This window comes from Pseudomonas fluorescens (assembly GCF_019212185.1).
Lineage (GTDB): Bacteria > Pseudomonadota > Gammaproteobacteria > Pseudomonadales > Pseudomonadaceae > Aquipseudomonas.
Genome location: NZ_CP078138.1, coordinates 5,628,508 through 5,655,033 on the forward strand (window position 1 = coordinate 5,628,508; position 26,526 = coordinate 5,655,033).

Here is a 26,526-nt window from a genome sequence, read left to right on the forward strand (position 1 = left end):
CAGGCAACACCGTACCCCAAAATGATTGAACCGACAAAAACCCCGCCTCGAAGCTGATCAGCACCTCAACTCAGCGCCTTGCGATTGAAGTCCCGCAGGCGGAAACCGAGCGCTGCCAGCATGCCGAAATAGGCCACGATCCCCGCAGCCACCAGCAGACCCAGGCGCAGGAATCGCTCAAGCATATGACCGTCGCTCCAGGGTGGCATGAAGTGCATCAGCCCGAGCAATACCGCGGACATCACGGCGACCGCCAGTACCAGCTTGAAGCCGAACACTGCCCAGCCCGGTTGTGGCTGATACATCTTTTGTTTACGCAACTGATAGAACAACAGGCCCGCGTTCAGACAGGCGCCCGCACTGATGGCCAATGCCAGGCCTGCGTGCTTGAACGGGCCGATCAAGGCCAGGTTGAACAACTGGGTCACCACCAGGGTAAAAATCGCGATTTTCACCGGCGTTCGGATGTTTTGTTGTGCATAAAAGCCTGGAGCCAGCACCTTGATCAGGATGATCCCCAGCAACCCGACTGAATAAGCCACCAGCGCACGCTGGGTCATCGAGGCATCGAAGGCGCTGAACTGCCCATACTGGAACAGCGACACCGTCAGGGGTTCGGCGAGGATTCCCAGCGCCAGCGCACACGGCAGCACCAGCACAAAGCACAGACGCAGACCCCAATCGAGAATCCGCGAGTACTCGTGACGATCCTGATTGGCATAGGTCTTGGCCAGTGTTGGCAGCAAAATGGTGCCCAACGCTACGCCGAGCACACCCGACGGCAGCTCCATCAGGCGGTCTGCGTAGTACATCCAGGACACGGAGCCCGCTACGAGGAACGAGGCAAAAATGGTGTTGATGATCAGCGAAATCTGACTGACCGAGACCCCAAGGATTGCCGGCAGCATTTGCTTCATGACCCGCCAGACACCGGTGTCACGTAGGTTCAGACGGGGCAGCACCAGCATGCCGATCTTTTTCAAGTGCGGCAGTTGATAGAGCAACTGCGCGAGGCCGCCGGCCAATACCGCCCAACCCAGCGCCATCACCGGCGGATCGAAATACGGGGTCAAGAACAGAGCAAAAATGATCATGCTGACGTTCAGCAACGTCGGCACGAATGCGGGCACCGAAAAGCGGTTGTAGGTATTGAGGATCGCCCCGGCCAGCGATGACAGCGAAATAAGCAATATATAAGGAAAGGTCACCCGCAACAGACTCGAGGTCAGCTCGAATTTCTCCGGGGTCGTGGTAAAGCCGGGCGCAGTAGCCCAGATCACCCAGGGCGCCGCGATCATCCCCAGCACGGTGACCAGCGCCAGCACCAGGGTGAGCAACCCCGACACATAGGCAACGAAAGTGCGCGTCGCCTCCTCGCCCTGCTGGTTTTTATATTCAGCCAGGATCGGGACAAATGCTTGGGAAAAAGCGCCCTCGGCAAAGATCCGCCGCAGCAGATTGGGCAGCTTGAAGGCAATGAAGAAAGCGTCCGTGGCCATGCCGGCGCCAAAGATGCGGGCGACAAGGGTGTCACGGACAAATCCCAGAACCCGGGAAATCATCGTGATAGAGCTGACGGCGGCCAACGACTTGAGCAGATTCATTAAAGAGTTCTTGTCTGTCGATAAACAGCAGGCGAACAATGCGCCCACTTATGCGATACTCCGCGCCGCAACAGCACAGAGCCAAAGCTCGCGAGTTTACAGGTCGTACGCTGGAATGAAATATACCGGCGCTTTATACCTACCACTTAGCGGAACGTCTCAACCGCCCTTGACAAGACTTCAACTCATCGGCATGATTCGCGGCCTATTTTGTTTGCTATTTCCCAAAAAGTCTTTCGAGGAGCTCGACGGTGGCCAACACACCTTCCGCCAAAAAACGTGCAAAACAGGCTGAGAAGCGTCGCAGCCACAACGCCAGCCTGCGTTCCATGGTTCGTACCTACATCAAGAATGTAGTTAAAGCCATCGACGCCAAAGACGCTGCTAAAGCGCAAGCTGCTTACGTTCTGGCTGTGCCTGTTATCGACCGCATGGCCGATAAAGGCATCATCCACAAGAACAAAGCTGCTCGTCATAAGAGCCGCCTGAATGGCCACGTAAAGGCTCTGAACGTTGCCGCTGCTGCCTAAGCGACACGCTCACTAAAAAACCGACCTCAGGGTCGGTTTTTTATTGCCTGCGATTTGTGTGGGAGCGAGCCTGCTCACGAAAGCGACTTAACACTCAACGATTATGTTCGCCGACATTCAGCAATCGTCGAAACGCCGCCCGGAGCCGACCCACCCCCACACCTGAACCTCTGCCAGGTTACTGGGCGCTAGGCCACGGCAAAATCGGAATCGCCGTCACCGCATTCTGCGGACTACCCTCGATCAGGCGATCGCTGTAGACCAGGTACACCAGCGTGTTGCGCTTCTTATCGAGGAACCGCACCACCTGCATGGTCTTGAACACCAGCGAGGTGCGCTCCTTGAACACCTCATCCCCATCCTTGAGCTCACCCTTGAAACTGATTGGCCCCACCTGACGACAGGCAATGGAAGCCTCCGCCCGATCCTCGGCCAACCCCAGCCCACCCTTCACCCCGCCAGTCTTGGCGCGCGACAGGTAGCAGGTCACCCCATCGACCTTGGGATCATCAAAGGCCTCGACAACGATACGATCGTTTGGCCCGACAAACTTGAACACTGTCGACACCTGGCCAATCTCTTCCGCCGACGCCAGCAACGGCAGCGCCAACAACAAACCCATCAACCCACTTGCCATGCGCATGCGACTTCCCCCCACATCAGACCAGAATCAGGTTGTCGCGATGAACCAGCTCCGGCTCAGCCATGTACCCCAACAAACCGACAATCGACTCAGAGGACTGACCAATAATCTTCTGCGCCTCAAGCGCACTGTAGTTGGCCAGGCCACGGGCAATCTCACGTCCATCCGGCGCGACACACACCACCATCTCACCGCGACGGAAGCTGCCCTGAACCAGCTTGACCCCGACCGGCAGAAGACTCTTGTTACCCTCAGACAATGCCGAGACCGCTCCAGCATCCAGGACCAGGGTGCCACGGGTCTGAAGATGCCCGGCCAACCATTGCTTGCGCGCCGCCAGCATGCCGCGCTCAGGCGACAACAGCGTACCGATTCGCTCGCCCGACTTCAGACGATCCAGCACCCGCTCCAGGCGACCACCGACGATGATCGTATGCGCCCCCGAACGCGCTGCCAGCCGCGCCGCACGCAGCTTGGTCTGCATTCCGCCACGCCCCAGCGCACCACCGGTACCGCCAGCAACCGCATCCAGCGCCGGATCATCGGCACGCGCTTCGTAAATCAGTTGAGCATCAGGATTGTTTCGCGGATCAGCGTCGAACATGCCGTCACGATCCGTGAGGATCACCAGCAAATCAGCCTCGACCAGGTTGGCCACCAGCGCCGCCAGGGTGTCGTTGTCGCCAAAACGAATTTCATCCGTGACCACAGTGTCATTCTCGTTGATCACCGGAATCACCTTGAGCTCCACCAGCGCACGCAAGGTACTGCGGGCATTGAGGTAGCGCTTACGGTCGGACAAATCGTCATGGGTCAGCAGAATCTGCGCAGTATGACGACCATGCTCGGCAAAGCTCGACTCCCAGGCTTGCACCAGCCCCATCTGACCGATTGCAGCCGCCGCCTGGAGTTCGTGCATCGCACTGGGTCGAGCGGTCCAGCCCAAGCGACTCATGCCGGCCGCCACCGCCCCGGAGGACACCAGCACCAGCTCGACACCCGCCTCATGCAGGGCCACCATCTGCTCAACCCAGACACCCATCGCCGCGCGATCCAGCCCCTTGCCGTCAGCCGTCAGCAAAGCGCTGCCGATCTTCACGACCCAACGCTGCGCACCTGTCACCTTGCTCCGCATCATCTTCAACCTTAGCTTGAGGGCAGCACGACCCAGCGCTGCCCGTGACGTTATTCGTGGTTATTCGTGACCAACAATCGATTTCCAGATACCAAAACGCCGCTCGATTGAGCGGCGCTTCAGTTTATCGCAACGAGTCAGTCACGCACGTAAATGATTTCCGGACCGTCTTCGTCATCCACATCTTCTTCATCCCAATCATCGTCGCCGATGTCGTGGACCGACTTCACGCCACTGCGACGCAGAGCGCGCTGATCATCCAGCGCCTGCAACTGAGCACGCGCTTCATCTTCGATGCGCTGATCGAGCTCCGCCAGCTCTTCGCGGTAGGCCGGGTCATTGGCCAGGCGATCGGCACGATCTTCCAGGTAGCGCATGATGTCGCGCGTCAGACGCTCGGTACCTTCTTTGGCGATCGCCGAGATCACATAGACCGGACCAGTCCACTCCAGGCGCTCAACGATTTCCTTGACCCGCTCCTCGTGCTCTTCTTCGAGAATCTGGTCGCACTTGTTCAGCACCAGCCAACGATCACGCTCAGCCAGTGACGGGCTGAACTTGGTCAATTCACTGACGATCACTTCAGCCGCATCGGCAGCACTGGTTTCATCCAGTGGCGCCATGTCAACGAGGTGCAGCAGTAGACGGGTACGGGACAAGTGCTTGAGGAAACGAATTCCCAGGCCGGCGCCGTCGGAAGCACCTTCGATCAGACCCGGAATGTCCGCCACCACGAAGCTTTTCCAGCGATCGACACTGACCACACCGAGGTTCGGCACCAGCGTGGTGAACGGGTAGTCGGCAACTTTCGGCTTGGCGGCCGACACCGAGCGGATAAAGGTACTCTTGCCGGCGTTCGGCAAGCCCAGTAGACCCACGTCTGCCAACACCTTCATTTCCAGCTTGAGGTCACGCTGCTCGCCCGGCTTGCCCGGCGTCGTCTGGCGCGGCGCACGGTTGGTACTGGATTTGAAACGGGTATTGCCCAGACCGTGCCAGCCACCATGCGCAACCATCAATTTCTGGCCAGCCTTGGTCAGGTCACCAATGACCTCCTGGGTGGCCGAGTCGATCACCGTGGTACCTACCGGCACGCGCAGGATCAGATCCTCGCCCTTCTTGCCGGTGCAGTCGGTGCTGCCACCGTTCGAGCCGCGCTCGGCGTCGAAGTGACGGGTGTAGCGATAGTCGACCAGGGTGTTCAGGTTTTCGTCGGCAACCATGTAGACCGAACCACCATCACCACCATCACCGCCGTTTGGACCACCGTTTTCGATGAACTTTTCGCGACGGAAACTCATGCAGCCATTGCCGCCGTCACCAGCCTTTACTCGAATGGATACTTCATCAACAAACTTCATAACAAAACGCCTCTCGCCATACGGACGAGCCGAAAAAAACAAGACATAAGACTCTTGCAAAGATGAGCGCAGCGACCTCAAGCACAACCGCGAATCCAGCTGCTTTCACTCATCACAAACAGCTTTGCAAGAGACTCACCCCACAAACGAAAAAGCCCCGTCGCGAGACAGGGCTTTTCCAGCGATCGCGCAATTAAGCTGCGACTACGCTCACGTAACGGCGGTTGAACGCGCCCTTTACTTCGAACTTGATCACGCCTTCGATTTTAGCGAAGAGGGTGTGATCCTTACCCATGCCAACGCCGTAGCCAGCGTGGAATTGGGTGCCGCGCTGACGCACGATGATGTTGCCCGGAATGATTTTCTGGCCGCCATACATCTTCACGCCAAGGCGTTTGGCTTCTGAGTCGCGACCGTTACGGGTACTACCACCAGCTTTTTTGTGTGCCATGAGTCAATTCTCCTAGTGAGGAATTAGGCTGAAATTAAGCCTGAATACCGGTGATTTTGATCTCGGTGTACCACTGGCGGTGGCCCATACGCTTCATGTGGTGCTTACGACGACGGAACTTGATGATGCGGACTTTATCGTGACGACCTTGGGAGATCACTTCAGCCACAACGGTAGCGCCAGCAACAACTGGAGCGCCGATGTTCACGTCATCGCCATTGGCGACCAACAGAACGCGATCAAAGGTAACGGATTCGCCAGTAGCGACTTCCAGTTTTTCGATCTTCAGGTATTCACCTGGGGCGACCTTGTATTGCTTGCCACCAGTAACAATTACTGCGTACGACATGGTATTTCTCCGATAATCCTGCTCACCCAGCTCTTTATAAGAAGAGGTATTGGCTGGCATGGCTGCATGGGATGGACGTCCCGAATGCAATTGCGTAAGGCAGGTGCTGCCCAGGAAGTTCAGGGTGCGCGATTGTACGCAAGCCACGAGCGCCTTGCAAGGGGCCGTCCATCGCGCCTTGACACCTGCTGGCGTGGGTCCTAGCATGCCGCGCAACCCTTATGGAGCAACTGTCGCTGATGCAACCCCAAGCTTTCTACCGCGCGGTGGCGGACGATTTTAGCGCCGTCGACGGCATCATCAAGAAGCAGCTGACTTCCCGAGTGCCGCTGGTATCGAAAATCGGCGACTACATCACTTCGGCTGGCGGCAAGCGCCTGCGTCCGTTACTCGTGCTGCTATGCGGCAAGGCCCTGGGTCGCGAAGGCGACGACATGCGCCTGCTGGCCGCCACTATCGAGTTCCTGCACACCGCTACCCTGCTGCATGACGACGTGGTCGACATGTCGGGCATGCGCCGTGGCCGCTCGACGGCCAACGCCATGTGGGGCAACGCCCCAAGCGTGCTGGTAGGTGACTTCCTCTACTCGCGCTCGTTCGAGATGATGGTTGAACTGGGCTCGATGCCGGTGATGAAGATTCTCTCGCAAGCCACGCGGATCATTGCTGAAGGCGAAGTACTGCAACTGTCCAAGGTTCGCGACGCCAGCACCACCGAAGAAACCTATATGGAAGTCATCCGCGGCAAAACCGCGATGCTCTTCGAAGCCTCGACCCACAGCGCGGCTGCACTGGCCGGCGCCACCGCCGAGCAGAGCGAAGCCCTGCGCACCTTTGGCGACCACCTGGGCGTCGCGTTCCAACTGGTCGACGACCTGCTGGACTACCGTGGCGACGCTGAAACCCTGGGCAAGAACGTCGGCGACGACCTGGCCGAAGGCAAACCGACCCTGCCACTGATCTACACCATGCGTGAAGGCACACCGGAGCAAGCGGCCCTGGTGCGCAAGGCGATCCAGAAAGGCGGCATCGAAGACCTGGAAAGCATCCGCGCTGCCGTGGAAGCCTCGGGTTCGCTGGAGTACACCGCACAATTGGCCCGTGATTACGTGGCCCGGGCAATCAAGTGCCTGGACGCGCTGCCTGCCAGTGAGTACCGCGATGCCCTGGTCGAACTGAGCGAGTTTGCGGTCGCCCGTACGCACTGATAACACTGCAGCCCCCTGCTCGCGATAGCGTTTCTTCGGCCAACGATGGGTTGCCTGATATTCCGCCATCGCGAGCAGGCTCGCTCCTACAGTTACATCCCGCGCGCCACCCCACTCTCGCCTAAAACCCTATACAATGTGCGCCCTTTAATGATCCTAATCTCAAGGAGCTTTAGTGAGCACGTTGCCACCCTGCCCGAAATGCAATTCCGAATACACCTACGAAGACGGCGCCCAGCTGATCTGCCCGGAGTGCGCCCACGAGTGGTCCGCCAACGGCGAAGCCGAGGCGGCGTCCGATGAAACCGTGAAAAAGGATTCGGTCGGCAATGTCCTGCAAGATGGCGACACCATCACTGTGATCAAGGACCTCAAGGTCAAGGGCACTTCGCTGGTGGTCAAGGTCGGCACCAAGGTCAAGAACATCCGTCTGTGCGACGGCGATCACGACATCGACTGCAAGATCGACGGTATCGGCCCGATGAAACTCAAATCCGAGTTCGTCCGCAAAGTCTGAGCCTGCTGCATGCCATTGCGTACCTGGTGCGCGATGGCACTCCCCGCTCCACGCCCAATCATGGCAAAACGCTAGCCGTTTTGATCCTCAGCAATGCCCCGCACAAAAACCGCAGAAACTGCCAATAGGCACTTGCTATTAATTGAATAAGAATTATTCTCATCAAACCACTGACATGGAGATGAGCATCATGACTTACTTGATCGATGCATGGCTGGACCGCCCGCACCCTTACCTCAGAATCCTGCATCGGGAAACCGGAGAAGTCTGCGCGGTACTGGAGGAAGAAGCCTTGAGTGAACTGCAGGATCAGGGTGACCTGGACCTCAATGGCCTGAGTTCAAGCGAGCCGGTTGTGCTCAAGGAACTAGTGCGCAACCTGTTCCTGTTCTGCTACGCCCGAGCCTTGCGCCCGGCGCACGAGCTGACCCACAAGATCGAAATATGAGTCACATAAAACCCTGTAGGAGCTGGCTTGCCAGCGATGCGGTTCAGACTTGAAACCGTGCAAATGCAATCGCGAGCAGGCTCGCACCTACAGGGTCAGGCATTACAGAACGTCCAGCAGCTCGACGTCGAACACCAGAACGCTGTGCGGCGGGATGCTGCCAACGCCTTGAGCGCCGTAGGCCAGTTCGCTCGGCACGTACAGGCGCCATTTGCTACCGGCGTTCATCAGTTGCAGGGCCTCGGTCCAGCCGGCGATCACGCCACCTACCGGGAATTCCGCAGGCTGACCACGATCGTAGGAGCTGTCGAACACAGTGCCGTCGATCAGAGTGCCGTGGTAGTGAGTACGCACGGTGTCTTCACGCGATGGCTTGGCGCCTTCACCGGCGGTCAGCACTTCGAATTGCAGGCCGGAAGCCAGAGTGGTGATGCCGTCACGCTTGGCGTTTTCAGCCAGGAATGCCAGGCCTGCACCGGCAGCCGCTTCGGCTTTGGCGGCCGCTTCGGCTTGCATGATTTCGCGGATGACCTGGAAGCTGGCGGACATGGCTTCCTGGCTAACGCGGCTTTCCTTGCCGGCGAAGGCGTCGGTCAGACCGGCCAGGATCGCGTCCAGGCTAACGCCCGGTGGCGGGTTGTCGCGCAGTTGGTCGCCCAGCTGACGGCCAATGCCGTAGCTGACGCGGGTTTCGTCGGTGGACAGATTTACTTCGGACATGACACTGCTCCGCTGTGCGGACGGCCCGAGACAATGCCGTGCGTGCACAGCGCATCCCGGAACGCCCGGAACCAAAAGGGCGAGCAGACTAGCACAGAAGCCGTTGCCGTGATCAGGGCGCGACTTGTATCAGACCGAACGAAAAGCGATGGGCACCTTGAGGCTTTCCTCGTCGCTCTGGACCAGGCCACACATCTCGTCATGCACCAGGGTGTGAACCAGGTTGAACGGCAGGACTGGAAAACTCTGCAGCGTTTCCCTTGCATGCTCCACCGAGCGTATTTTCATCATCTGCCCATGGGCATCGCTCAGAGGAACCGCCGCACCGTGCATGCGCGCCTCAAGCAGGTAGATCCCGCCCTCCATGGAAATCAGGTTCAGCTCATCGACCTTCCCGGCGATGGCATAGGCGTTCAACTCTTGCAGATTCATGAGCACAGCCCTCGCAATGGCGAACCTGGACCTTTACAGGGATAGGCTTCGGCACGTAAAAGCACAAGCCATAAACGCCGCCGCCCGTCCGTTTCACAACGGGCGGGCGGCGAGGTGCTGCGATGCGGACGGCAATCAGTGCTTGGTCAGCTTGTCCAGGTAACCCATGGCGAACGCGGAGATGACGAAGGTCATGTGAATGATCACGTACCACTTCAAATGCTCGGGATCGACGTTCTTGGCGTCCATGAAAATGCGCAGCAGGTGGATCGAGGAGATCGCCACGATCGAAGCTGCGACTTTCATCTTCAGCGAAGAAGAATCCATGGTTCCCAGCCAGTTGAGCTTCTCCTTGGTTTCGTCGATGTCCAGTTGCGACACGAAGTTCTCGTATCCGGAGATCATCACCATCACCAGCAGGCCGCCTACCAGCGCCATGTCGATCAGCGACAACAGCACCAGGATCAAGTCCGACTCGGCCATCGAGAACACGTTGGGGATAACGTGGAAGACTTCCTGAAAGAACTTCAGGGCCAGGGCCAGCAGGCCCAGGGACAGGCCGAAGTAGATCGGCGCAAGCAACCAGCGCGAGGCGTACATTGCGTTTTCGATAAAGCGTTCCATTGAATCTCACACCAGGGCTGGAAATGGCGGCGAGTATATCAGCCGCTCAAACCACCATAAACCGCAGCCCCTCATCACTCGACGCTCTGCTGGAGGGTTTTCTGCTAGTGTCCAATGGGTTGGCACCCGCGTGCGCCGTAAAGGAATGCTGGAAATGGATGTGCGATTGTCCCTGACAACTTTCGGCCTTTGCCTCGTGGCACTCCTGACTGGCTGCTCGCCTGGCGAGGACAAACCACCCGCCCAAAGCCTGGAAGACAAAACTGCACAGTTCGAGAAGTCGCTGGATGCGATAACCGACCCCAAGCTCAAGGACGCTATTTCCAATCTTGGCGGCTCGCTACTGCTGCTTGAGCGTGCCCAGCAGAAGCTCGCCGTCAAGCCGGTCGACACCGAGTACGGCGACGATGCCATGGCGCTGCTCAGGCATTACGCCAGCCCCCAGGCACTGGTCGATACCTATATCAATGGTCTGTTCGTGTTACGCAAGGACTCAAACTCCGACTACCTGACGGACCTGCAGCCGGTCTTCCCCTTCAATTTCAACATGCCCGCCGAGTTCCCTTTCCCCCATGGCCTGGAATGGCAATCGGTGTCATTAAGCAACAAGAAAGTCATCGCGTTTCAACCTGAATGGTCGGAAAACGATCCCGGCATCCAACTGAGCCCTTCCAGCTCCAACCTGACCGCTCCGGATGACCTGACGGTCGCCTACCCCTTCATTGAAGGCCTGGAGGTCGCCAACAGCAGCCAGCCGCAACCACAGAGGTTGCAGGGAAAAGTCGAAGTCATTGCCCCGCACAAAGTCGTGACCTTCAACCTGACAAGAAAGGACGCCGGGAAAACACGTACCGAAGACAACATCAGCGTCACCCTGCTGGCCCTGGAGAACAACTACGCCGAAATAAAAATGCGTAACAGCGCCACGCTGGCGCCGGAGGTCAGCGATACCCCTCTTAACCCGCTGATCGTCCAGGCCAAAGATGAAACCGGGCAATTTCTCGCACGCGCCGGCTCGATCAATCAAGACGCAGCGCAAATCGCCTTCTACGAAAAACAGCTGGCCGAGATGCAGCAGCAGTCCGCCTGGAGCGACGCACTGGAGAAGCAACTCAATGACCAGTTGCAGACGTTTGAAGGCCAACAGCATGACCACTACACCAAGGTCTACTTCAACGGTTCTATTGATGCGCTGGAAGTCAATGTCCTCGACTTTTCGGCGGTGACGGTGACGCGCAAGGACCTCGATTTGCCCGTACGGCGCTTCGACCGCAATACCCGCGACAAAACCATTCAGAGCCTTGACCTTCCGGTGGTGGTCTATGACGACCAGGCCAGCCGCTGGCTCAAGGGCGCCAACCTGGAAGCGGAGCAACTGAAAAACAGCATTCGCATCAGGCAATCGGTAGAAGACGCCACCGCAGCGCGAATCGAGTTTGAGCACCCGAAAAGCTTCAACGACGAACTGCTTGGTAACGCCTTCAACCCAGGTGATACACCTCTGACCTTCTTCACCGAAGGCGAAAACGGTCAGCGTGGCGAGCCCATCGAACTGCCCTCCCAAGCCTACGAAATTGATCCGCTGCGCGCGACCGTCACCTACGACCTGACCTTATTCCCGGATACGCCCGCCTACGCCGTTGGCTCGATGCCTCTGTTTCTTGCCGACATCGAAAAAAACACCCTCGACGTTGGCAAGCTGCCCAAGGGCCTCGAAATCCGGGGCAATGCCCTGCTGGTTGAGCAAAAGGTATTTCCTGCGCAGGACTGGCGCTTCTTCGCCACGGACGAGAGCGGGAATTACCTGAAGGAGATACTCACAGTCAGCCACGACGCCGGCACAGACGGACAGGCACTGCTGGACGTGCATTATTTCTATGGTCGGCCGACGCGACTGGAAAGTTACCGACGCACCGACCTGCAGACGATCGAATATGGATTCGAGGTCAAGCTCGATAAAGCCACGAACCCCGATTCCACAGAGTGAATCTAGTGCCTGGGGCCCAAATCGAAGCGCTCCGGAGTGCGTCGTCCGCCGTTGATTTCCCGCAGTTGGGCCTGGAGATGAAGGCTCCATATTTGGGGATCATCGGCCAGTTGATAGCCATGCATCGTCAGGCTCTCAACAATGGTGTCGAGGATCGATTCGGCCACGAAGGGACCATGAAACGGGCCCTGAGCCTTGATGGCTGAAGGCTGCTCGCCCGCCATTCCTGCGGCAAACAGCAGCGTCCACATGCCGGTGTCGCCGGCGAGCGGACGCACGCTGCATTCAATTCGGGTAACCAGGCCCAGACATTGCCGGGTCAGGCAGAGGTTGCGCGACATGGCGGCGACCCTCGGTAGCTCCGGTGTTCAGCCTCCAAGAGAAGACTGGCTCGATCCAGTGATGACTGTCGATGTCCTTGGACTGAGCATAGAAGAAAAGTCGAATCAGCAAGTTGAGCGCGTTCAAGCAGGCGCCGAATGGTCGTTGCTGTTTTTTTGACGTCACCTGATCGGCAAAAAAGACTGCTATTTCTGGCACACGGCTAGAGGGCGTGCCGAGGGAGGGAACGCAGGCGCCGGATCATCGACGCCTGCGGGTCAGACCTGAATCAGGCTGGTTTGGCGGCTGTCAGCGCCTCCTGGGCCAGCTCCTTTTCCGCTTCCTTCAAATCATCTTCACTGATCATTTCCGCGATCACTCGCAGGCGCTCCACGACCCGTGCGTTAACGCTGCCTTCCGGGAACTGCCCTTCTTCATCCGGCTCACCGGCGGGCTCGCCCACTAGCAGGCTTAGCGCTTCATCCGCCTGACGCACCGCGTACACGTGGAACTGCCCGGCACGCACGGCCGCCAGAACCTTTTCATCGAGCATCAGCGTGGCAACGTTTGCCTGTGGAATGATCGCCCCCTGCTCCCCGGTCAACCCGCGCGCCTCACAGAGACGGAAGAAGCCTTCGATTTTCTCGTTGACCCCGCCCACCGCCTGCACCTCACCGAACTGATTGATCGAACCGGTGATGGCGAAACATTGCTTGAGCGGCGTTTTCGACAGCGCCGAAATCAAGGTGCACGCTTCACCCAGCGAAGCGCTGTCGCCGTCGACGTAACCGTAGGACTGCTCCAGCGCAATACTCGCCGAGATGGCCAGCGGAAACTCCTGGGCGTAACGACTGCCCAGGTAACCGGTAAGGATCATCACACCCTTGGAGTGAATCGGCTGCCCGAGGTTGACCTCACGTTCAATGTCGACGATGCCGCTGCCGCCCGGGTAGACCGTGGCGGAAATCCGCGCCGGCACACCAAAGGCCGAGTCGCCCACTTCCAGCACCGTCAAGCCGTTGCACTTGCCCACGGCCGCACCGGCAGTATCGATCAGGATGATCCCGGCCAGCATGTCATCGAGAATCCGCGCCGAGACCCGGCCGGTGCGCGTGGCCTTGGCCTTGAGCGCCCGCTCGATATGACCGGCATCGGTCATTTCGTCGCCCGCCAGGTGGCGAATGAAATCCGCCTCGCTGACCAACTGGAACAGGTCGCCGATACGCGCCGACAAACGCCCCTGGTGTTCGGCAAGCCGAGCACTATAGGTCGCCAGGCGCGCCACCGCGTCGGCGGTCAGCGGTGCCATGCCCTCTTCTGATGTCCGCGTCTTGAGCAACTGGGCGAACTGCTCCAGGCTTTCGTCGACCATTGGAATGTCTTCGTCGAAGTCCACCAGCACGCGGAACATCTCCTGGAAGTCCGGATCCAGGTCTTGCAGGGTGTAGTACAGCTGGCGGGCGCCGATGATGATGACCTTGACCTGCAGCGGTATGTGCTGCGGGGTCAGAGTCACGGTGGCCAGGCGACCCAGCTCACCGAGCGGCGATTCCATTTTCAGCTTGCGCGATTGCAGGGCACGCTTGAGTGCATCCCACACGAACGGCTCGCCGAGCATTTTTTCCGCTTCCAGGATCAGGAAGCCACCGTTGGCACGATGCAACGCCCCCGGACGCAACTGCCGATAGGTGGTGTAGAGCGCTCCCTGATCGGTGCTGTACTCGATGCGGCCGAACAGGTTCTCGTAAGTTGGGTGCGGCTCGAACACCACCGGTGCGCCACCACTGGCCGAATGCCCGACTACCAGGCTCGGCGCGTATTGCTCTTCGAGCATCTTGCGGGCAACCGCGTCGGTTTTGCTGTCGTCGACCAACTGCTCGACCACGGTTTTCAGCAGGTACACCTGCATGGCTTGCAGGTAACCGCAGACCGCGGCGTTCTCTGCGTACTTTTCTGACAGGGGTGCAAGCAACGGCTGCAGGGCCAGCGTAATGGTTTCTTCGTTGAGATGACGCATCTGGTTGCTGGATTCACGCTTCCACTGCGGCAGGCTGGCCAGTTCTTCGTTGAGCCGCTCCTCCAGGCCGGAGATGTCGTCGTGGAAACGTTCACGCACTGCTTCCGGCAACTGCGCGAACTCGGCTTCGTCCAGCGCCTTGCCTTCGCTCATTGGAGTGAAGGCGATGTTGCTGCTGTCACGATAGAGCGCAACTTCCTTCTCCAGCGCCAGGCGCTCGATCACGTCCAGTGCTCGGTCATAACGCTGGTTGAAGGCGCGGTCGATGGCGCTTTTCTTTTGCTGGTAGGACGGATGCTCGAACACCGCTGGAAAAGTTGCCAGCAGGTTGTCGATCAGACCGTTGATGTCAGCGATAAATGCACCGGCAGTGCCGGATGGAAGTTCCAGGGCACGTGGCTCCCGGGGCTCATCGAAGTTGTTGACATAGACCCAGTCCGCCGGGGTCTGCAGGCGCTTGCCTTCGGCCTTCAGGTAGCGTTTGACGAACGAGAATCGGCCGGTGCCGGGTTCACCCATGACAAACACGTTGTAACCGGGGCGTGGCATGGCCACGCCGAACTGCAAGGCCTCGACCGCACGTTCCTGGCCGAGCACACCGCGAAAAGGCTCCAGATCATTGGTGGTAGAGAAGCTGAACTGTTCAGCGGAAAACGGACGGGTCAGCGCTTCTGGCGCTAGACGCAAGCTGGCAGCAACAGGATCAGGCATCGGGCTTCCTTACTTCAGGCGGGGCAGTGGAAAGCATTCTGGCGCTGCCTGTACCTGACTGGCAAGGCGCGTCATGGTAAAAGCATAGCCAAGGGCCTAGCCTCGCTCGGACGCAGGCTAAATCAATGGATTTTCGCAATATTTAGCAAAAATCCACGGAACCTGCGGAACGCGCCTAAACTCCAAACTGCGCGGCTGGACTAATAACCGGCCCACTGATGCCAAATTGGCCTCAGACCTCCTGTCCATTGGTACGCACAAAAGAGAACAAAGCTATGAAACGGATTCTTCTTGGTACTCTCTTCACCGTTGCATCCCTCAACGCCATGGCCCAGGCGCCAGGCGGTCCGGATTGCGGTTGGGGCAACATGCTGTTCGAAGGACAGCGTGGCACCCCGGCGCACTTCCTCGCTTCCACCACCAACGGCACCTCCGGTAACGCCACCTTCGGCATGACCTCCGGTACCAACGGCTGCGCGACCAATGCCGCGCTGACCTATGGCGGCAAGTCCTGGTTCGCCATGAACGGCATGATGAACGAACTGTCGGAAGACATGGCCAAGGGTCAGGGCGAAGCACTGACCACCTACGCCGTGGTTCTGGGCGTCGCACCAGAAGACCGTGCGCACTTCGCCGCCGTGACTCACGAGCACTTCCAGCAGATCTTCAGCAAGGCTGACGTCACTGCCGAAGACGTGCATACCAATACCCTGGCCGTGCTCAAGGGCGATGCTCGCCTGGCCAAATACGCCACCCCGGCTTAAGCTCGACCCCGCCCGCCCTGTCACCGGGGCGGGTTTTATTTTTTTGACCTGACTGTATTCGGTCTTTATTTTTTCGACTCAAGTTGCCCACCATGCTCAAACGCCTTGCCTGTCTGGCGCTGTTTGTCTGCGCCCCGCTGTCCGCCGCGCCTCATGTCGACAACCAACGTTTGCAGCAACTGGCCAACGACCCGTTCTGGATTTCCCTGGGTCACTACGAAACCGCCAAGCTGGGCGGTTGGCGCAGTTACATCAGTGACAAGAAATTCTTCCTCGCCGCTGACGGTGCCGAACACCCCGATGCCGAACTCGCGGCCACGGTCCAGGCGCTGTATGCGCCGGCCAACCTGGGCCAACAACACGCCCAATGCGTCTATCCGGCGCGCACTCGCTGGTTGCAGGCACAACTGAAGCTGGACGACTTACCGGCAGTCGACTGCAGCGAATTCAAGCAATGGTTCAAGGACGTCTCGCCCCACAGTGCGGTGATGATTTTCCCGGCGGCCTACCTCAATAGCCCCTCATCGATGTTCGGCCACACGCTGCTGCGGATCGATCAGGCCGATGTGCAAAGCGACAACACCGCGCTACTTAGCTACGCGATCAACTTCGGCGCCTACATCGAAGGTTCGGACAACAGCATTCTCTATGCCTGGAAAGGCTTGATGGGCGGTTATCCCGGCCTGTTCGCGCTGGTGCCCTACCAGGAGAAACTCTCGGAGTACCGCAGCCTGGAAAACCGCGACCTCTGGGAGTACCGACTGAACCTGACCCAGGTCGAGACCGAACGCATGGTCGAGCACGTCTGGGAACTCAAGCAGATCCAGTTCGACTATTTCTTCTTCGATGAAAACTGCTCTTATCGTCTGCTGGAGCTGCTGCAAGTGGCTCGGCCAGGCCTGAAATTGACCGAGCAATTCCCGCTGACCGCGATTCCCACCGACACCGTCAAAGCCGTCAAGGACGCTGGGCTTGTCGAGAAGATTGATTACCGGCCGTCTCGGGAGCGGGAGTTGTTGAGTCGCGCCGAGCCCCTGTCCGACGCCGAGCAGCAGTGGGTACTGAACATCAGTGCCGACCAGAAACAACTGCAGGCCCCCGCTTTCACGGCCCTGCCACGGGATCGCCAGGCCCTGATCATCGATGCCGCCTATCGCCTCGAACGCTACCGTGCCAACGGTCAGGAACGCGACCCCGCGCGGGCGCAGCGCAGCTTCGAGTTGCTGCGGGCAATCAATCGCAACCCGGCACCGGAACTGTCAATCGAACGTCCGGGACTGCCGGAAGAGGGTCATGAGTCGCGCACCTGGCAAGCCGGCATCGGCACCCGCGGCGACCAGGCCTTCGGCGAGTACGGCCTGCGCATGGCCTACCACGACCTGAATGACAACGCCGAGAGCTTCCCGCTGGGTGCGCAGATTGAAATCCTGCAAATGAAACTGCGCCAGTACGAAGGCAACCAATGGCAGTTGCAACAGCTGGACCTGGCGACCATTCGCTCCCTGACCCCGCGCAACGAACTGCTGCAGCCCTGGTCGTGGCAGGTGACTGGCGGCCTTGAAAGGGTGCCGGGCAAGCACGATGACGAAACCCTGGTCAGCCACGTCAACGGCGGTGCCGGTGGTACCTGGCAACTGGGTGAAGATGTATTGGGTTTTGCCCTGGGCACCGTGCGGGTCGAGCACAACAATGATTTCGCCGAGTTCATCTCGCCCGCCGCTGGCTTCAACACCGGCGTGCTGTGGCGCAACCCGCTGGGTAATCTGAGCCTGGAGGCCAAGGGCGACTATTTCACCAATGGTGAGGTGCGCCGTAGCTTGAGTCTGAATCAGCAGTGGGAACTGTCGCGCAACCTGGGCCTGCGCCTGAGTGCCCAACGCGAATTCAGCCACATCGCCTCGGCCGAGAACGAGGTGATGCTGGAATTGAAGTGGTATCACTACTGACGCTGAACGCTTCCTCCACCTGGCTTTTGCGGTAGATCACAGAATCGACATCCGCCGCGAAACCCTTGCAGGAGCTGGCTTGTCGGGCCGCCCCATCGCAGCGAAGGCAGTGGGTCAGCCACCAATGATGGTGGATTTATGCGCCCCATCGCTGGCAAGCGAGCCCCTACAGGCGTTTGAGATCCATCGTTCAACACGCCCATCACACGCCTTTCACAATCACCTCACAAGCCCAATCGTAGTCTTCGGCCATTAGCCGCAAAAGCGGTTCGGGAGTCGACGATGTGGCGTTGTTTCGCAGTGCTTAGTGTCCTGATGCTGATTGGCGGATGTCAGTCCACCCATGAAGAGCTGCTCGCCAAAGGTTATCCACCGGCCTTCGCCGACGGCTTCGACGACGGTTGCAGCAGCGGTCGGCAGGCTGCCGGGGCCATCAACGGGACATTTCGCAAAGACGTCCCGCGCTATCTGGAAGATGCCCGCTACGCCGAAGGCTGGAGCGATGGCTTTCACCAATGCCAGGCCATGCGCGGAAGCCAGGATCGCGAGTCGTATCAAAGCCGGCATCTGGATGAACGCGAACGCGCCTGGCAGCAAGAGAAGGATCGGGACACCGCGCGAGCTTATCGCTCGCAGTAGGTCGCTTTCGGATAACCCGCGAAACTAAAAGCCTGCCAGCATGGCCTAAACCCCATACAGGGAGAACCGCCATGAGCCGTGCATTCGTCAATGAAGATAACGCCGCCGCGCAAGCGGACCAGCCCGTAGAGCGCCAGGTCAGCTCGCAGCCCAATTACGTGACACCCGCCGGCTTGGCGCTGCTGCAGGACAAAGTCGCCGAGCTGCAACAGCTGCACAGCGCTCAGTCGGCCCTTGGTGAGCAGGCCGACAAACAGCGCCTGGCCGATCTCGAGCGCGACCTGCGCTACTACAATCAGCGCCTGCAGAGCGCCCTGCCCGTGCCGCCGGCCACCTCGACAAAAAAGGTGCAGATAGGCAGCTGGGTCACTTACGCCGACGCACAGAACACCGAGCGTCGCGTGCAATTGGTCGGCGAAGATCAGGCCGCAGCCGCCAAAGGCCTGATCAACTGGAGTTCGCCGCTGGGACGTGCGCTGCTGGGAGCACAACTGAATGACGAAGTGCTCTGGCAGCGACCCGCCGGCGATCAGTTGATCGAGGTGATTCGCATCGAGGCGAGTTAGACCACGCCTTGCGCCAGCATGGCATCGGCGACTTTGACGAAGCCGGCGATGTTCGCGCCCTTGACGTAGTTGATCCGGCCATTCTCCTCGCCGTAATGCACACAGGCGTGGTGGATCGACTGCATGATGTTGTGCAACTTGCTGTCAACCTCTCCGGCAGTCCACAGCAGGCGCATGGCGTTCTGCGACATTTCCAGGCCGCTGACCGCAACGCCGCCGGCGTTCGAGGCCTTGCCCGGTGCGAACAGGATCCCGGCCTCAATGAAGATATCCACAGCCGCGAGGGTCGTCGGCATGTTGGCGCCTTCTGCCACGCAGATGCAGCCGTTGCGCAGTAGCGTGCGCGCAGCCTCGGCATCCAGCTCATTTTGAGTGGCACACGGCAGTGCGATGTCGCACGGCAGATCCCACGGGCATTGGCCAGCACGGAACTCCAGGCCAAAACGGCTGGCCAATTCACTGATCCGGCCACGCTGGACGTTTTTCAGTTCCAGCAACGCCTGCCATTGCTCCTCGGTGAGTCCCGCTTCGCAGTACAGCGTGCCTTCGGAGTCGGAAAGCGAAATCACTTGGCCGCCCAGGTCCATGACCTTACGCGCCGCATACTGCGCCACGTTGCCGGACCCGGAGATCGCCACACGCTTGCCCTGGACCTTTTCGCCACTGCGCTTGAGCATTTCTTCGGCAAAGTAGACGCAGCCAAAACCGGTGGCTTCCGGACGAATCAGGCTGCCGCCGTAGCTCATGCCCTTGCCGGTCAGCACGCTGGTGAACTGATTGCTCAGACGCTTGTACTGACCGAACAGGAAGCCGATTTCACGGGCACCGACACCGATATCGCCGGCTGGTACATCCACGTCCGCACCGATGTGCCGATACAGCTCGCTCATGAAGGCCTGGCAGAAGCGCATGACTTCCGCGTCGCTTTTGCCTTTGGGATCGAAGTCCGAACCACCTTTGCCGCCGCCCATGGGCAACGAGGTGAGGGAGTTCTTGAAGGTTTGCTCGAAGGCGAGGAATTTCAGCACGCCGAGGTTGACCGACGGATGTAAGCGCAGGCCACCCTTGTACGGGCCGATGGCGCTGTTCATCTGGATGCGGAAGCCGCGATTGACCTGCACGACGCCATGATCGTCGACCCAGGAAACCCGGAACACCACCGCCCGCTCCGGCTCACAGATGCGCTCCAGGATACCGGAGGTCAGATAGTGCGGATTGGCCTCAAGAAAAGGCCACAGGCTACGCAGGACTTCCTCCACAGCCTGATGGAATTCAGGCTGGTCAGGGTCGCGTTTTTTCAGGCGCGCAAGGAAGGATTCGACGGATTCGATCATGGAAAAGTCTCGGCAAATTTATTGTCGTTGGAGAGATTGAGCCGGACTGTAACAAACGAAAGTGGCACTGTAACAGCGCAAAATGTCGCATTGATGAAATTAAATGGTGCACAGGATATAAATTAACCGCATTTTTTGAGTTTTATGCACCAGAAAAGAGATTCTCAGTCTGAATTCTGCACCATCCAATACACCCTTATCGCGGACAAGCCCGCTCCCACAACGGGAAATGGAGTTGGACTGTGGGAGCGGGCTTGCCCGCGATCAACTCACTGCCGTCTCAACTGAAATCCGCCAAAAAAAACGGAGCCCGAAGGCTCCGTTCTGCTTAGCAAACCAACCAGAAATCAGGCCAGTTTCTTGTGACGCACTCGGTGCGGTTGGGCTGCAGCTTCGCCCAGACGCTTTTTACGGTCCGCCTCGTACTCGGTGTAGTTACCTTCGAAGAACACCGCTTGCGAGTCGTCTTCGTAGGCCAGGATGTGCGTCGCCACGCGGTCCAGGAACCACCGATCGTGAGAGATCACAATGGCGGCGCCCGGGAAGTCCAGCAGGGCTTCTTCCAGGGAACGCAGGGTTTCAACGTCGAGGTCGTTGGACGGTTCGTCGAGCAGCAGCACGTTGCCGCCCTCTTTCAAGGTCAGAGCCAGGTGCAAGCGACCCCGCTCACCACCGGACAGGTCCTTGACGAACTTCTGCTGATCGCCGCCCTTGAAGTTGAAACGACCGACGTAGGTACGCGACGGGATTTCATAGCTGCCGATACGGATCTGGTCGGAACCGTCGGAGATTTGCTGGAATACGGTCTTGCTGCCATCCAGGTCTTCGCGGCTCTGATCCACACAGGCCAGTTGCACGGTTTCACCGACTTCGATGCTGCCCGAGTCCGGTGTTTCCTTGCCCATCAGCATGCGGAACAGCGTGGATTTACCCGCACCGTTACCACCAATTACGCCGACGATGGCGCCTTTAGGCATGGAGAACGACAGGTTGTCGATCAGCACGCGGTCGCCATAGCCCTTGGTGACGTTCTTGAATTCGATGACCTTGTCACCCAGGCGCGGACCGGCCGGGATGTAGATCTCGTTGGTTTCGCTGCGCTTCTGGAATTCCTGCGATTGCATCTCTTCGAAGCGTTGCAGACGAGCCTTGGATTTCGACTGGCGGGCCTTGGCGCCTTTGCGCACCCACTCCAGCTCTTCCTTCATGGCTTTTTCGTGAGCCGACTGCTGCTTGGATTCAGCCGCCAGACGGTCGGACTTGGCTTCCAGCCAACCCGAGTAGTTGCCTTCGTAAGGAATGCCCGCGCCGCGGTCGAGTTCCAGGATCCAGCCAGCAACGTTGTCGAGGAAGTAACGGTCGTGCGTGATCGCGACCACAGTGCCCGGGAAGTCGTGCAGGAAATGCTCCAGCCAGGCCACGGAGTCGGCGTCCAGGTGGTTGGTCGGCTCGTCGAGCAGCAGCATGTCCGGGGCGGACAGCAGCAGGCGGCACAGGGCCACACGACGCTTCTCGCCACCGGACAGGTGTTCGACTTTCGCGTCCCAGGCTGGCAGACGCAGCGCATCGGCGGCGACTTCCAGCTGGCGCTCCAGGTTGTGACCGTCGCCAGCTTGCAGGATGGCTTCAAGCTTGGCCTGCTCTGCCGCCAGCTTGTCGAAATCAGCGTCCGGTTCGGCGTAGGCCGCGTAGACCTCATCCAGGCGCGCCTGAGCGTCCTTGATCACGCTGACCGCTTCTTCGACCACTTCACGCACAGTCTTGGTCGGATCGAGAATCGGTTCCTGCGGCAAATAACCGATGTTCAGTTCCGGCATCGGGCGCGCTTCGCCCTCGAACTCAGTGTCGACGCCAGCCATGATTTTCAGCAGCGTGGACTTACCCGAACCGTTGAGGCCGAGTACGCCGATCTTCGCGCCAGGGAAGAACGACAGAGAAATATTTTTGAGGATTTCCCGCTTCGGCGGAACAACTTTGCCCAGCCGATGCATGGTGAAGACGTATTGAGCCAAAATGTGCACCTAGCGTCAGTAACGATTGAATAAAGCGGGTCAAGCCCGTGCAGGCCATGCGCGGCGCGGGCATGGACCGGGGTCAATGCCTGCTTGCGGTAAAAAAGCCTGAATTTCTGGGGCTGGAACGCCCTGCGTAACCGGCAAAGCTACCTCAATGCAGCATACCCGTCCAGCCGCGCAGGGCTGGCACTTTGCCACAACTCAAGGCATGCTAGCCGCCCTACGGGCGTCAGGCTTATAGTGCACGTCGCGCCAGTCCAGCCACACCGCAGGATTAGAGATTGTCCAATGCCACCCCGCCATCCTTCCCGCGCGTGCAAAACACTGTGAGCGGATCGCCCCTGCGCGGTTCCCTGAAGGGCGCGCTGGCGATGCTGGTATTGCTATTGCTCGGATTGTTGTTCTGGCAGTTGCTGGATCAACTGCGCGAAACCCAGAAAAACCAACGCCAGTACACCATCGATTACACCGCTGATCTGGCGGCGCAGGTCAGCTTGAACATGGCGCTGAATGCGCAGATTGCCCTGAATCTGCTACCAATCGTCGAACAACCTCAATCCGCCGACCAGCAGCAACTCCTGCTGCGCAAGCTTCAGCAGTCTTTGCCGGATGTGCTCAGCGTGGCCCTGCTCAGCCCCTCGGGCAAGGTGCTCGGCGACAGCGCCGCTGACAGCAGCGACGCCGCTTATCTGAGTGAGCTGGTACAGCGCAGTCGCGCCCAGGCGCACTACTTCAGCAACGCCAATGACGGCTCAGTGGTGCACCTGTTGCTACACCAGGCCAGCGGTAACACGCGCGGCTATTGGGCGCTGCGCCTGCGACCGACGTTTTTCTCGTCGTTGACCAAGCAAGGCGACATGGCAATACGCCCGCTGTGGCTTGTGGAAAACCACATCACCCAGCAAATCATCAGTCGCGACGACCTGCTGCCTGCTGCACAGCCAAGCCGGCTGACTGCCGAAGACCAGACCAATACGGTGTTGACGGTCCCCTTGAGCAGTAGTGACTGGCAACTGCGCGGCCTGTTCGACCGGCAACGGGTCATCGAACAGTTGCTGCCAGCCTTTGTTGGCAAATGCCTGCTGGGGCTGGCCCTCTCCCTGGTGCCCTTCATCGCCTTGCTGAATATGCGCCGCCGGCAACGTCAGCTACTCGAGGGTCGCCGACGCTACCAGGATATTTTCGACGGCACCGGCGTGGCGCTGTGCGTGATGGATCTTTCGGGCCTCAGGAGCGCTTTCGAAAGAGCCCGCCTGCAGAATCTCGAGCAATTGCGTGCCTGCCTGGATAACTCCGCGCAACGCCAGCAACTGTTGCAGGAGCTACGCATTACCGAGGTCAATCAGGTCGCTCTGCACCTGCTCGGCGTCCAGTCGAGCGAGCACGCCTGGAAATTGCTGATCGAAGGCACTCCGCTGGATGACAACAGCATCGGCAACCTCCTGCTCGAGGCCGTGTTTACACAACAGAGCACCCTCGAAACCGAGATCAAGCTCAAGGATCGCGACGGCCGTGAACAGCATCTGTGGCTGGTGGTGCGCTTGCCCCATGAGCAGCATGATTTCCGCGCGGTGATCCTGAGCATCAATGACATCACCAGCCGTAAGCTGGTCGAACTGTCGCTGCTGGAACGCGAAGGCTTCTGGTCCGATGTGGTGCGCACGGTGCCTGATCATCTTTATGTACAGGACGTGATCAGCCAGCGGATGATTTTCAGCAACCATCATCTGGGCCAGACCCTCGGCTACAACAAGACCGAACTGCACCAGATGGGTGAGTATTTCTGGGAAATCCTCCTGCATCCCGAGGATGCCGAGCTTTACCATCGCATGCGCCAGGAGCAGCGCCAGACCGGTTATCGGCAACTGATGCAATGTCAGCTGCGTTTTCGCCACCGTGACGGCAAATGGCGTTGCTTCGACATCCGCGAACAGGCATTGGCCCGCGACCCGCACGAGCAGGTCACGCGCATCATCGGCGTGGCCAAGGACGTGACCGACCAGATCGCCGCCAGCGAATCCTTGCGCGACAGCGAGCAGCGCTACCGCATGCTCGCCGAAAGCATCAGTGACGTGATCATCTCCACCAACAGCAGGCTCTCGCTCAACTACGTCAGCCCCTCGGCGCAGGCCGTGCTCGGCTATGACGCTGACTGGATTTTCCATAACGGCTGGCAGTCGATCGTCGCCAATCCGCAACAACTGACCGGCATCTACAGCCTCATGGACCGGGTCAGCAAAGCCCTGAACAATCCGGAGCAACTGGCGCAATTACGCAGCCAGGTGCAGACCCAACTGTTCCTGTTCGATTGTCTGCGCGCCGACGGCCGCAAGATCCCTATCGAGCTGCGGCTGGTGCTGGTGTGGGACGACGCCGGAACCTTTGAAGGCGTACTGGGCGTCGGTCGCGATATCAGCCAACAGCGGCGCGCCGAAAAAGACCTGCGCATGGCCGCCACGGTGTTTGAACACTCAACGTCGGCGATCCTCATCACCGACCCAGCCGGCTATATCGTCCAAGCCAACGAGGCCTTCAGTCGCGTCAGTGGCTACGAGGTTGCCCAGGTCCTCGACCAATTGCCGAACATGCTCACCGTCGACGAACAACAGGAAGCCCACCTGCGCTATGTGCTCAAGCAATTGCACCAGCACAACACCTGGGAGGGCGAAGTCTGGCTCAAGCGGCGCAGTGGCGAACACTATCCGGCCTGGGTCGGTATCACGGCAGTGCTCGACGACGAGGGCGACCTCGCCAGCTATGTGTGCTTCTTCAGTGACATCAGCGAACGCAAGGCCAGCGAGCAACGGATTCACCGGCTCGCCTACTACGATGCCCTGACTCACCTGCCCAATCGCACGCTGTTCCAGGATCGCCTGCACACCGCCTTGCAAACGGCGCAGCGGCAGAAGTCCTGGGTGGTGCTGATGTTCCTCGACCTCGACCGCTTCAAACCGATCAATGACTCGCTGGGGCATGCCGCCGGCGATCGCATGCTCAAGGACATGGCCACTCGCCTGCTTGGATGTGTCGACGACGATGACACGGTAGCCCGCATGGGTGGCGACGAGTTCACCCTGTTGCTGCAACCGCGCGCCACCCGTGAACAAGCCCTGAACCGGGCGATAAACGTGGCTGAGCAAATATTGGCCAGCCTGGTCAGGCCCTTCGTCCTCGAAGCCCGCGAATTCTTCGTTACCGCCAGCATTGGCATTGCCCTGAGCCCGCAGGACGGCAACGAGCTCAGCCAGCTGATGAAGAACGCCGACACGGCGATGTACCACGCCAAGGAGCGCGGCAAGAACAACTTCCAGTTCTACCAGGCCGACATGAACGCCAGCGCCCTAGAACGCCTGGAGCTGGAAAGCGACCTGCGCCATGCTCTCGAGCAGAATGAATTCGTCCTGTACTACCAGCCGCAATTCAGCGGCGACGGCAAACGCCTGACCGGCACCGAGGCCTTGCTGCGCTGGCGCCACCCGCGACGCGGACTGGTGCCGCCAGGGGATTTCATTCCGGTGCTGGAAGAGTTGGGGCTGGTGGTGGATGTCGGCGACTGGGTCATCAGCGAGGCCTGCCGTCAACTCAAGACCTGGCACCAGGCCGGTGTGCGCGTGCCAAAGGTCTCGGTGAACATTTCTACCCGGCAGTTCTCCGATGGTCAGCTCGGCAACCGCATCGCCAATATCCTCAGGGACATCGGCCTGCCGCCGGCCTGCCTGGAACTGGAATTGACCGAAAGCATCCTGATGCGCGAAGTCAGCGAGGCCATGCAGATCCTCGCTGGCCTGAAAAACCTCGGCCTGAGTATCGCGGTCGACGACTTCGGCACCGGCTACTCCTCGCTCAACTACCTCAAGCAGTTCCCGATCGACGTGCTGAAAATCGACCGCACCTTCGTCGATGGCCTGCCGTCCGGCGAGCAAGACGCGCAAATTGCCCGGGCAATCATTGCCATGGCCCACAGCCTGAACCTGGCGGTGATCGCTGAAGGCGTGGAAACCCACGAACAACTGGAGTTTCTGCGCGAGCACGATTGCGATGAAGTGCAGGGGTATCTGTTCGGGCGGCCAATGCCGGCCGCGCGCTTCGAGGCGCAGTTCAGCAATGATGCGCTCTTCGTTTTCGAGTAAACGCTACTCAATCCCCCCTGTGGGAGCGGGTTTGCCCGCGATGACGACAGCACAATCACCGCCGATCCCGGCAT

At 59.3% G+C, this 26,526-nt stretch carries 24 protein-coding genes; 11 read left to right on the top strand and 13 right to left on the bottom strand.

What is annotated here, in order from left to right; genetic code table 11:
• Nucleotides 1-65: 65 nt before the first annotated feature.
• Nucleotides 66-1,604 (bottom strand): murein biosynthesis integral membrane protein MurJ, encoded by a 1,539-nt coding sequence (gene murJ, locus KW062_RS25310; protein WP_027617850.1) that lies wholly within the window; start codon nt 1,602-1,604, stop codon nt 66-68.
• Between the two features lie 251 nt (nt 1,605-1,855).
• On the opposite strand from murJ, the gene rpsT reads away from it, so the two are divergent.
• Entirely contained in the window at nt 1,856-2,134 is a 279-nt protein-coding gene (rpsT, locus tag KW062_RS25315) for a 30S ribosomal protein S20 (protein ID WP_007901883.1), read from the top strand.
• A gap of 178 nt (nt 2,135-2,312) precedes the next feature.
• Here the strand turns inward: rpsT and KW062_RS25320 are convergent, their stop codons facing one another.
• The 5 genes from KW062_RS25320 to rplU form a co-directional block, all read right to left on the bottom strand.
• Nucleotides 2,313-2,777, bottom strand: a complete 465-nt coding sequence (locus KW062_RS25320; RefSeq protein ID WP_027617849.1) for a CreA family protein — start codon at nt 2,775-2,777, stop codon at nt 2,313-2,315.
• Between the two features lie 16 nt (nt 2,778-2,793).
• Nucleotides 2,794-3,912, bottom strand: a complete 1,119-nt coding sequence (proB, locus tag KW062_RS25325; protein ID WP_027617848.1) for a glutamate 5-kinase — start codon at nt 3,910-3,912, stop codon at nt 2,794-2,796.
• Between the two features lie 137 nt (nt 3,913-4,049).
• Entirely contained in the window at nt 4,050-5,273 is a 1,224-nt protein-coding gene (gene cgtA / locus KW062_RS25330) for an Obg family GTPase CgtA (protein WP_027617847.1), read from the bottom strand.
• A 193-nt stretch (nt 5,274-5,466) separates the two neighbouring features.
• Nucleotides 5,467-5,724 carry a 50S ribosomal protein L27 gene (gene rpmA, locus KW062_RS25335; protein WP_003176049.1) on the bottom strand — a complete coding sequence of 86 codons (258 nt, stop codon included), beginning with the start codon at nt 5,722-5,724 and terminating at the stop codon, nt 5,467-5,469.
• Between the two features lie 34 nt (nt 5,725-5,758).
• Nucleotides 5,759-6,073 (bottom strand): 50S ribosomal protein L21, encoded by a 315-nt coding sequence (rplU, locus tag KW062_RS25340; RefSeq protein WP_007950961.1) that lies wholly within the window; start codon nt 6,071-6,073, stop codon nt 5,759-5,761.
• A gap of 239 nt (nt 6,074-6,312) precedes the next feature.
• On the opposite strand from rplU, the gene KW062_RS25345 reads away from it, so the two are divergent.
• The 3 genes from KW062_RS25345 (at nt 6,313) to KW062_RS25355 (ending at nt 8,246) form a co-directional block, all read left to right on the top strand.
• The gene (locus KW062_RS25345) at nt 6,313-7,281 is read left to right on the top strand and encodes a polyprenyl synthetase family protein (RefSeq protein ID WP_027617846.1); all 969 of its coding nucleotides are present in this window, start codon (nt 6,313-6,315) and stop codon (nt 7,279-7,281) included.
• A gap of 175 nt (nt 7,282-7,456) precedes the next feature.
• Nucleotides 7,457-7,798, top strand: coding sequence for a zinc ribbon domain-containing protein YjdM (locus tag KW062_RS25350; protein WP_027617845.1), 342 nt, complete (start codon nt 7,457-7,459; stop codon nt 7,796-7,798).
• A 190-nt stretch (nt 7,799-7,988) separates the two neighbouring features.
• Nucleotides 7,989-8,246 (top strand): PA4570 family protein, encoded by a 258-nt coding sequence (locus tag KW062_RS25355; protein ID WP_027617844.1) that lies wholly within the window; start codon nt 7,989-7,991, stop codon nt 8,244-8,246.
• 102 nt (nt 8,247-8,348) lie between these two features.
• Here KW062_RS25355 and KW062_RS25360 read toward each other — a convergent pair whose 3' ends face one another.
• From KW062_RS25360 to KW062_RS25370, 3 genes are all read right to left on the bottom strand, one after another.
• Entirely contained in the window at nt 8,349-8,966 is a 618-nt protein-coding gene (locus KW062_RS25360) for an FKBP-type peptidyl-prolyl cis-trans isomerase (protein ID WP_027617843.1), read from the bottom strand.
• 129 nt (nt 8,967-9,095) lie between these two features.
• Entirely contained in the window at nt 9,096-9,398 is a 303-nt protein-coding gene (locus KW062_RS25365) for a DUF6482 family protein (protein ID WP_027617842.1), read from the bottom strand.
• Between the two features lie 135 nt (nt 9,399-9,533).
• Nucleotides 9,534-10,022: a TIGR00645 family protein gene (locus KW062_RS25370; RefSeq protein ID WP_027617841.1), complete on the bottom strand. Its 489-nt coding sequence runs from the start codon at nt 10,020-10,022 to the stop codon at nt 9,534-9,536.
• A 154-nt stretch (nt 10,023-10,176) separates the two neighbouring features.
• On the opposite strand from KW062_RS25370, the gene KW062_RS25375 reads away from it, so the two are divergent.
• Nucleotides 10,177-12,009: a hypothetical protein gene (locus tag KW062_RS25375; protein ID WP_105754459.1), complete on the top strand. Its 1,833-nt coding sequence runs from the start codon at nt 10,177-10,179 to the stop codon at nt 12,007-12,009.
• Nucleotides 12,010-12,011: 2 nt separating this feature from the next.
• Here the strand turns inward: KW062_RS25375 and KW062_RS25380 are convergent, their stop codons facing one another.
• On the bottom strand, nt 12,012-12,350 hold the full coding sequence (locus KW062_RS25380) for a PA4575 family protein (protein WP_027617839.1): 339 nt from the start codon (nt 12,348-12,350) through the stop codon (nt 12,012-12,014).
• Here KW062_RS25380 and KW062_RS25385 point away from each other — a divergent pair.
• On the top strand, nt 12,349-12,510 hold the full coding sequence (locus KW062_RS25385) for a hypothetical protein (protein ID WP_155953788.1): 162 nt from the start codon (nt 12,349-12,351) through the stop codon (nt 12,508-12,510). The genes KW062_RS25380 and KW062_RS25385 overlap by 2 nt on opposite strands.
• Nucleotides 12,511-12,619: 109 nt before the next feature.
• Here the strand turns inward: KW062_RS25385 and KW062_RS25390 are convergent, their stop codons facing one another.
• The gene (locus KW062_RS25390; RefSeq protein WP_027617838.1) at nt 12,620-15,058 is read right to left on the bottom strand and encodes a Lon protease family protein; all 2,439 of its coding nucleotides are present in this window, start codon (nt 15,056-15,058) and stop codon (nt 12,620-12,622) included.
• Nucleotides 15,059-15,333: 275 nt separating this feature from the next.
• On the opposite strand from KW062_RS25390, the gene KW062_RS25395 reads away from it, so the two are divergent.
• From KW062_RS25395 to KW062_RS25410, 4 genes are all read left to right on the top strand, one after another.
• Nucleotides 15,334-15,822 carry a DUF3015 domain-containing protein gene (locus KW062_RS25395; protein ID WP_027617837.1) on the top strand — a complete coding sequence of 163 codons (489 nt, stop codon included), beginning with the start codon at nt 15,334-15,336 and terminating at the stop codon, nt 15,820-15,822.
• Between the two features lie 92 nt (nt 15,823-15,914).
• A complete protein-coding gene (locus KW062_RS25400) occupies nt 15,915-17,768 on the top strand; it encodes an Lnb N-terminal periplasmic domain-containing protein (RefSeq protein ID WP_027617836.1) in 1,854 nt (617 codons plus the stop codon).
• Between the two features lie 282 nt (nt 17,769-18,050).
• Nucleotides 18,051-18,407, top strand: a complete 357-nt coding sequence (locus tag KW062_RS25405) for a hypothetical protein (protein ID WP_105754458.1) — start codon at nt 18,051-18,053, stop codon at nt 18,405-18,407.
• A gap of 71 nt (nt 18,408-18,478) precedes the next feature.
• Nucleotides 18,479-18,973, top strand: a complete 495-nt coding sequence (locus tag KW062_RS25410; RefSeq protein WP_027617834.1) for a GreA/GreB family elongation factor — start codon at nt 18,479-18,481, stop codon at nt 18,971-18,973.
• Here KW062_RS25410 and gdhA read toward each other — a convergent pair.
• Together gdhA and ettA are read right to left on the bottom strand one after the other, a co-directional pair.
• Complete coding sequence (gene gdhA, locus KW062_RS25415; protein ID WP_105754457.1) at nt 18,970-20,307, bottom strand: NADP-specific glutamate dehydrogenase; 1,338 nt, start codon at nt 20,305-20,307, stop codon at nt 18,970-18,972. The two genes, KW062_RS25410 and gdhA, sit on opposite strands and share 4 nt — an antisense overlap.
• Before the next feature lie 347 nt (nt 20,308-20,654).
• A complete protein-coding gene (gene ettA, locus KW062_RS25420) occupies nt 20,655-22,319 on the bottom strand; it encodes an energy-dependent translational throttle protein EttA (protein WP_027617832.1) in 1,665 nt (554 codons plus the stop codon).
• A gap of 284 nt (nt 22,320-22,603) precedes the next feature.
• Between ettA and KW062_RS25425 the strand changes: the two genes are divergently transcribed.
• Nucleotides 22,604-26,452: a sensor domain-containing protein gene (locus KW062_RS25425; RefSeq protein ID WP_371321424.1), complete on the top strand. Its 3,849-nt coding sequence runs from the start codon at nt 22,604-22,606 to the stop codon at nt 26,450-26,452.
• The last annotated feature ends 74 nt before the right edge of the window (nt 26,453-26,526 follow it).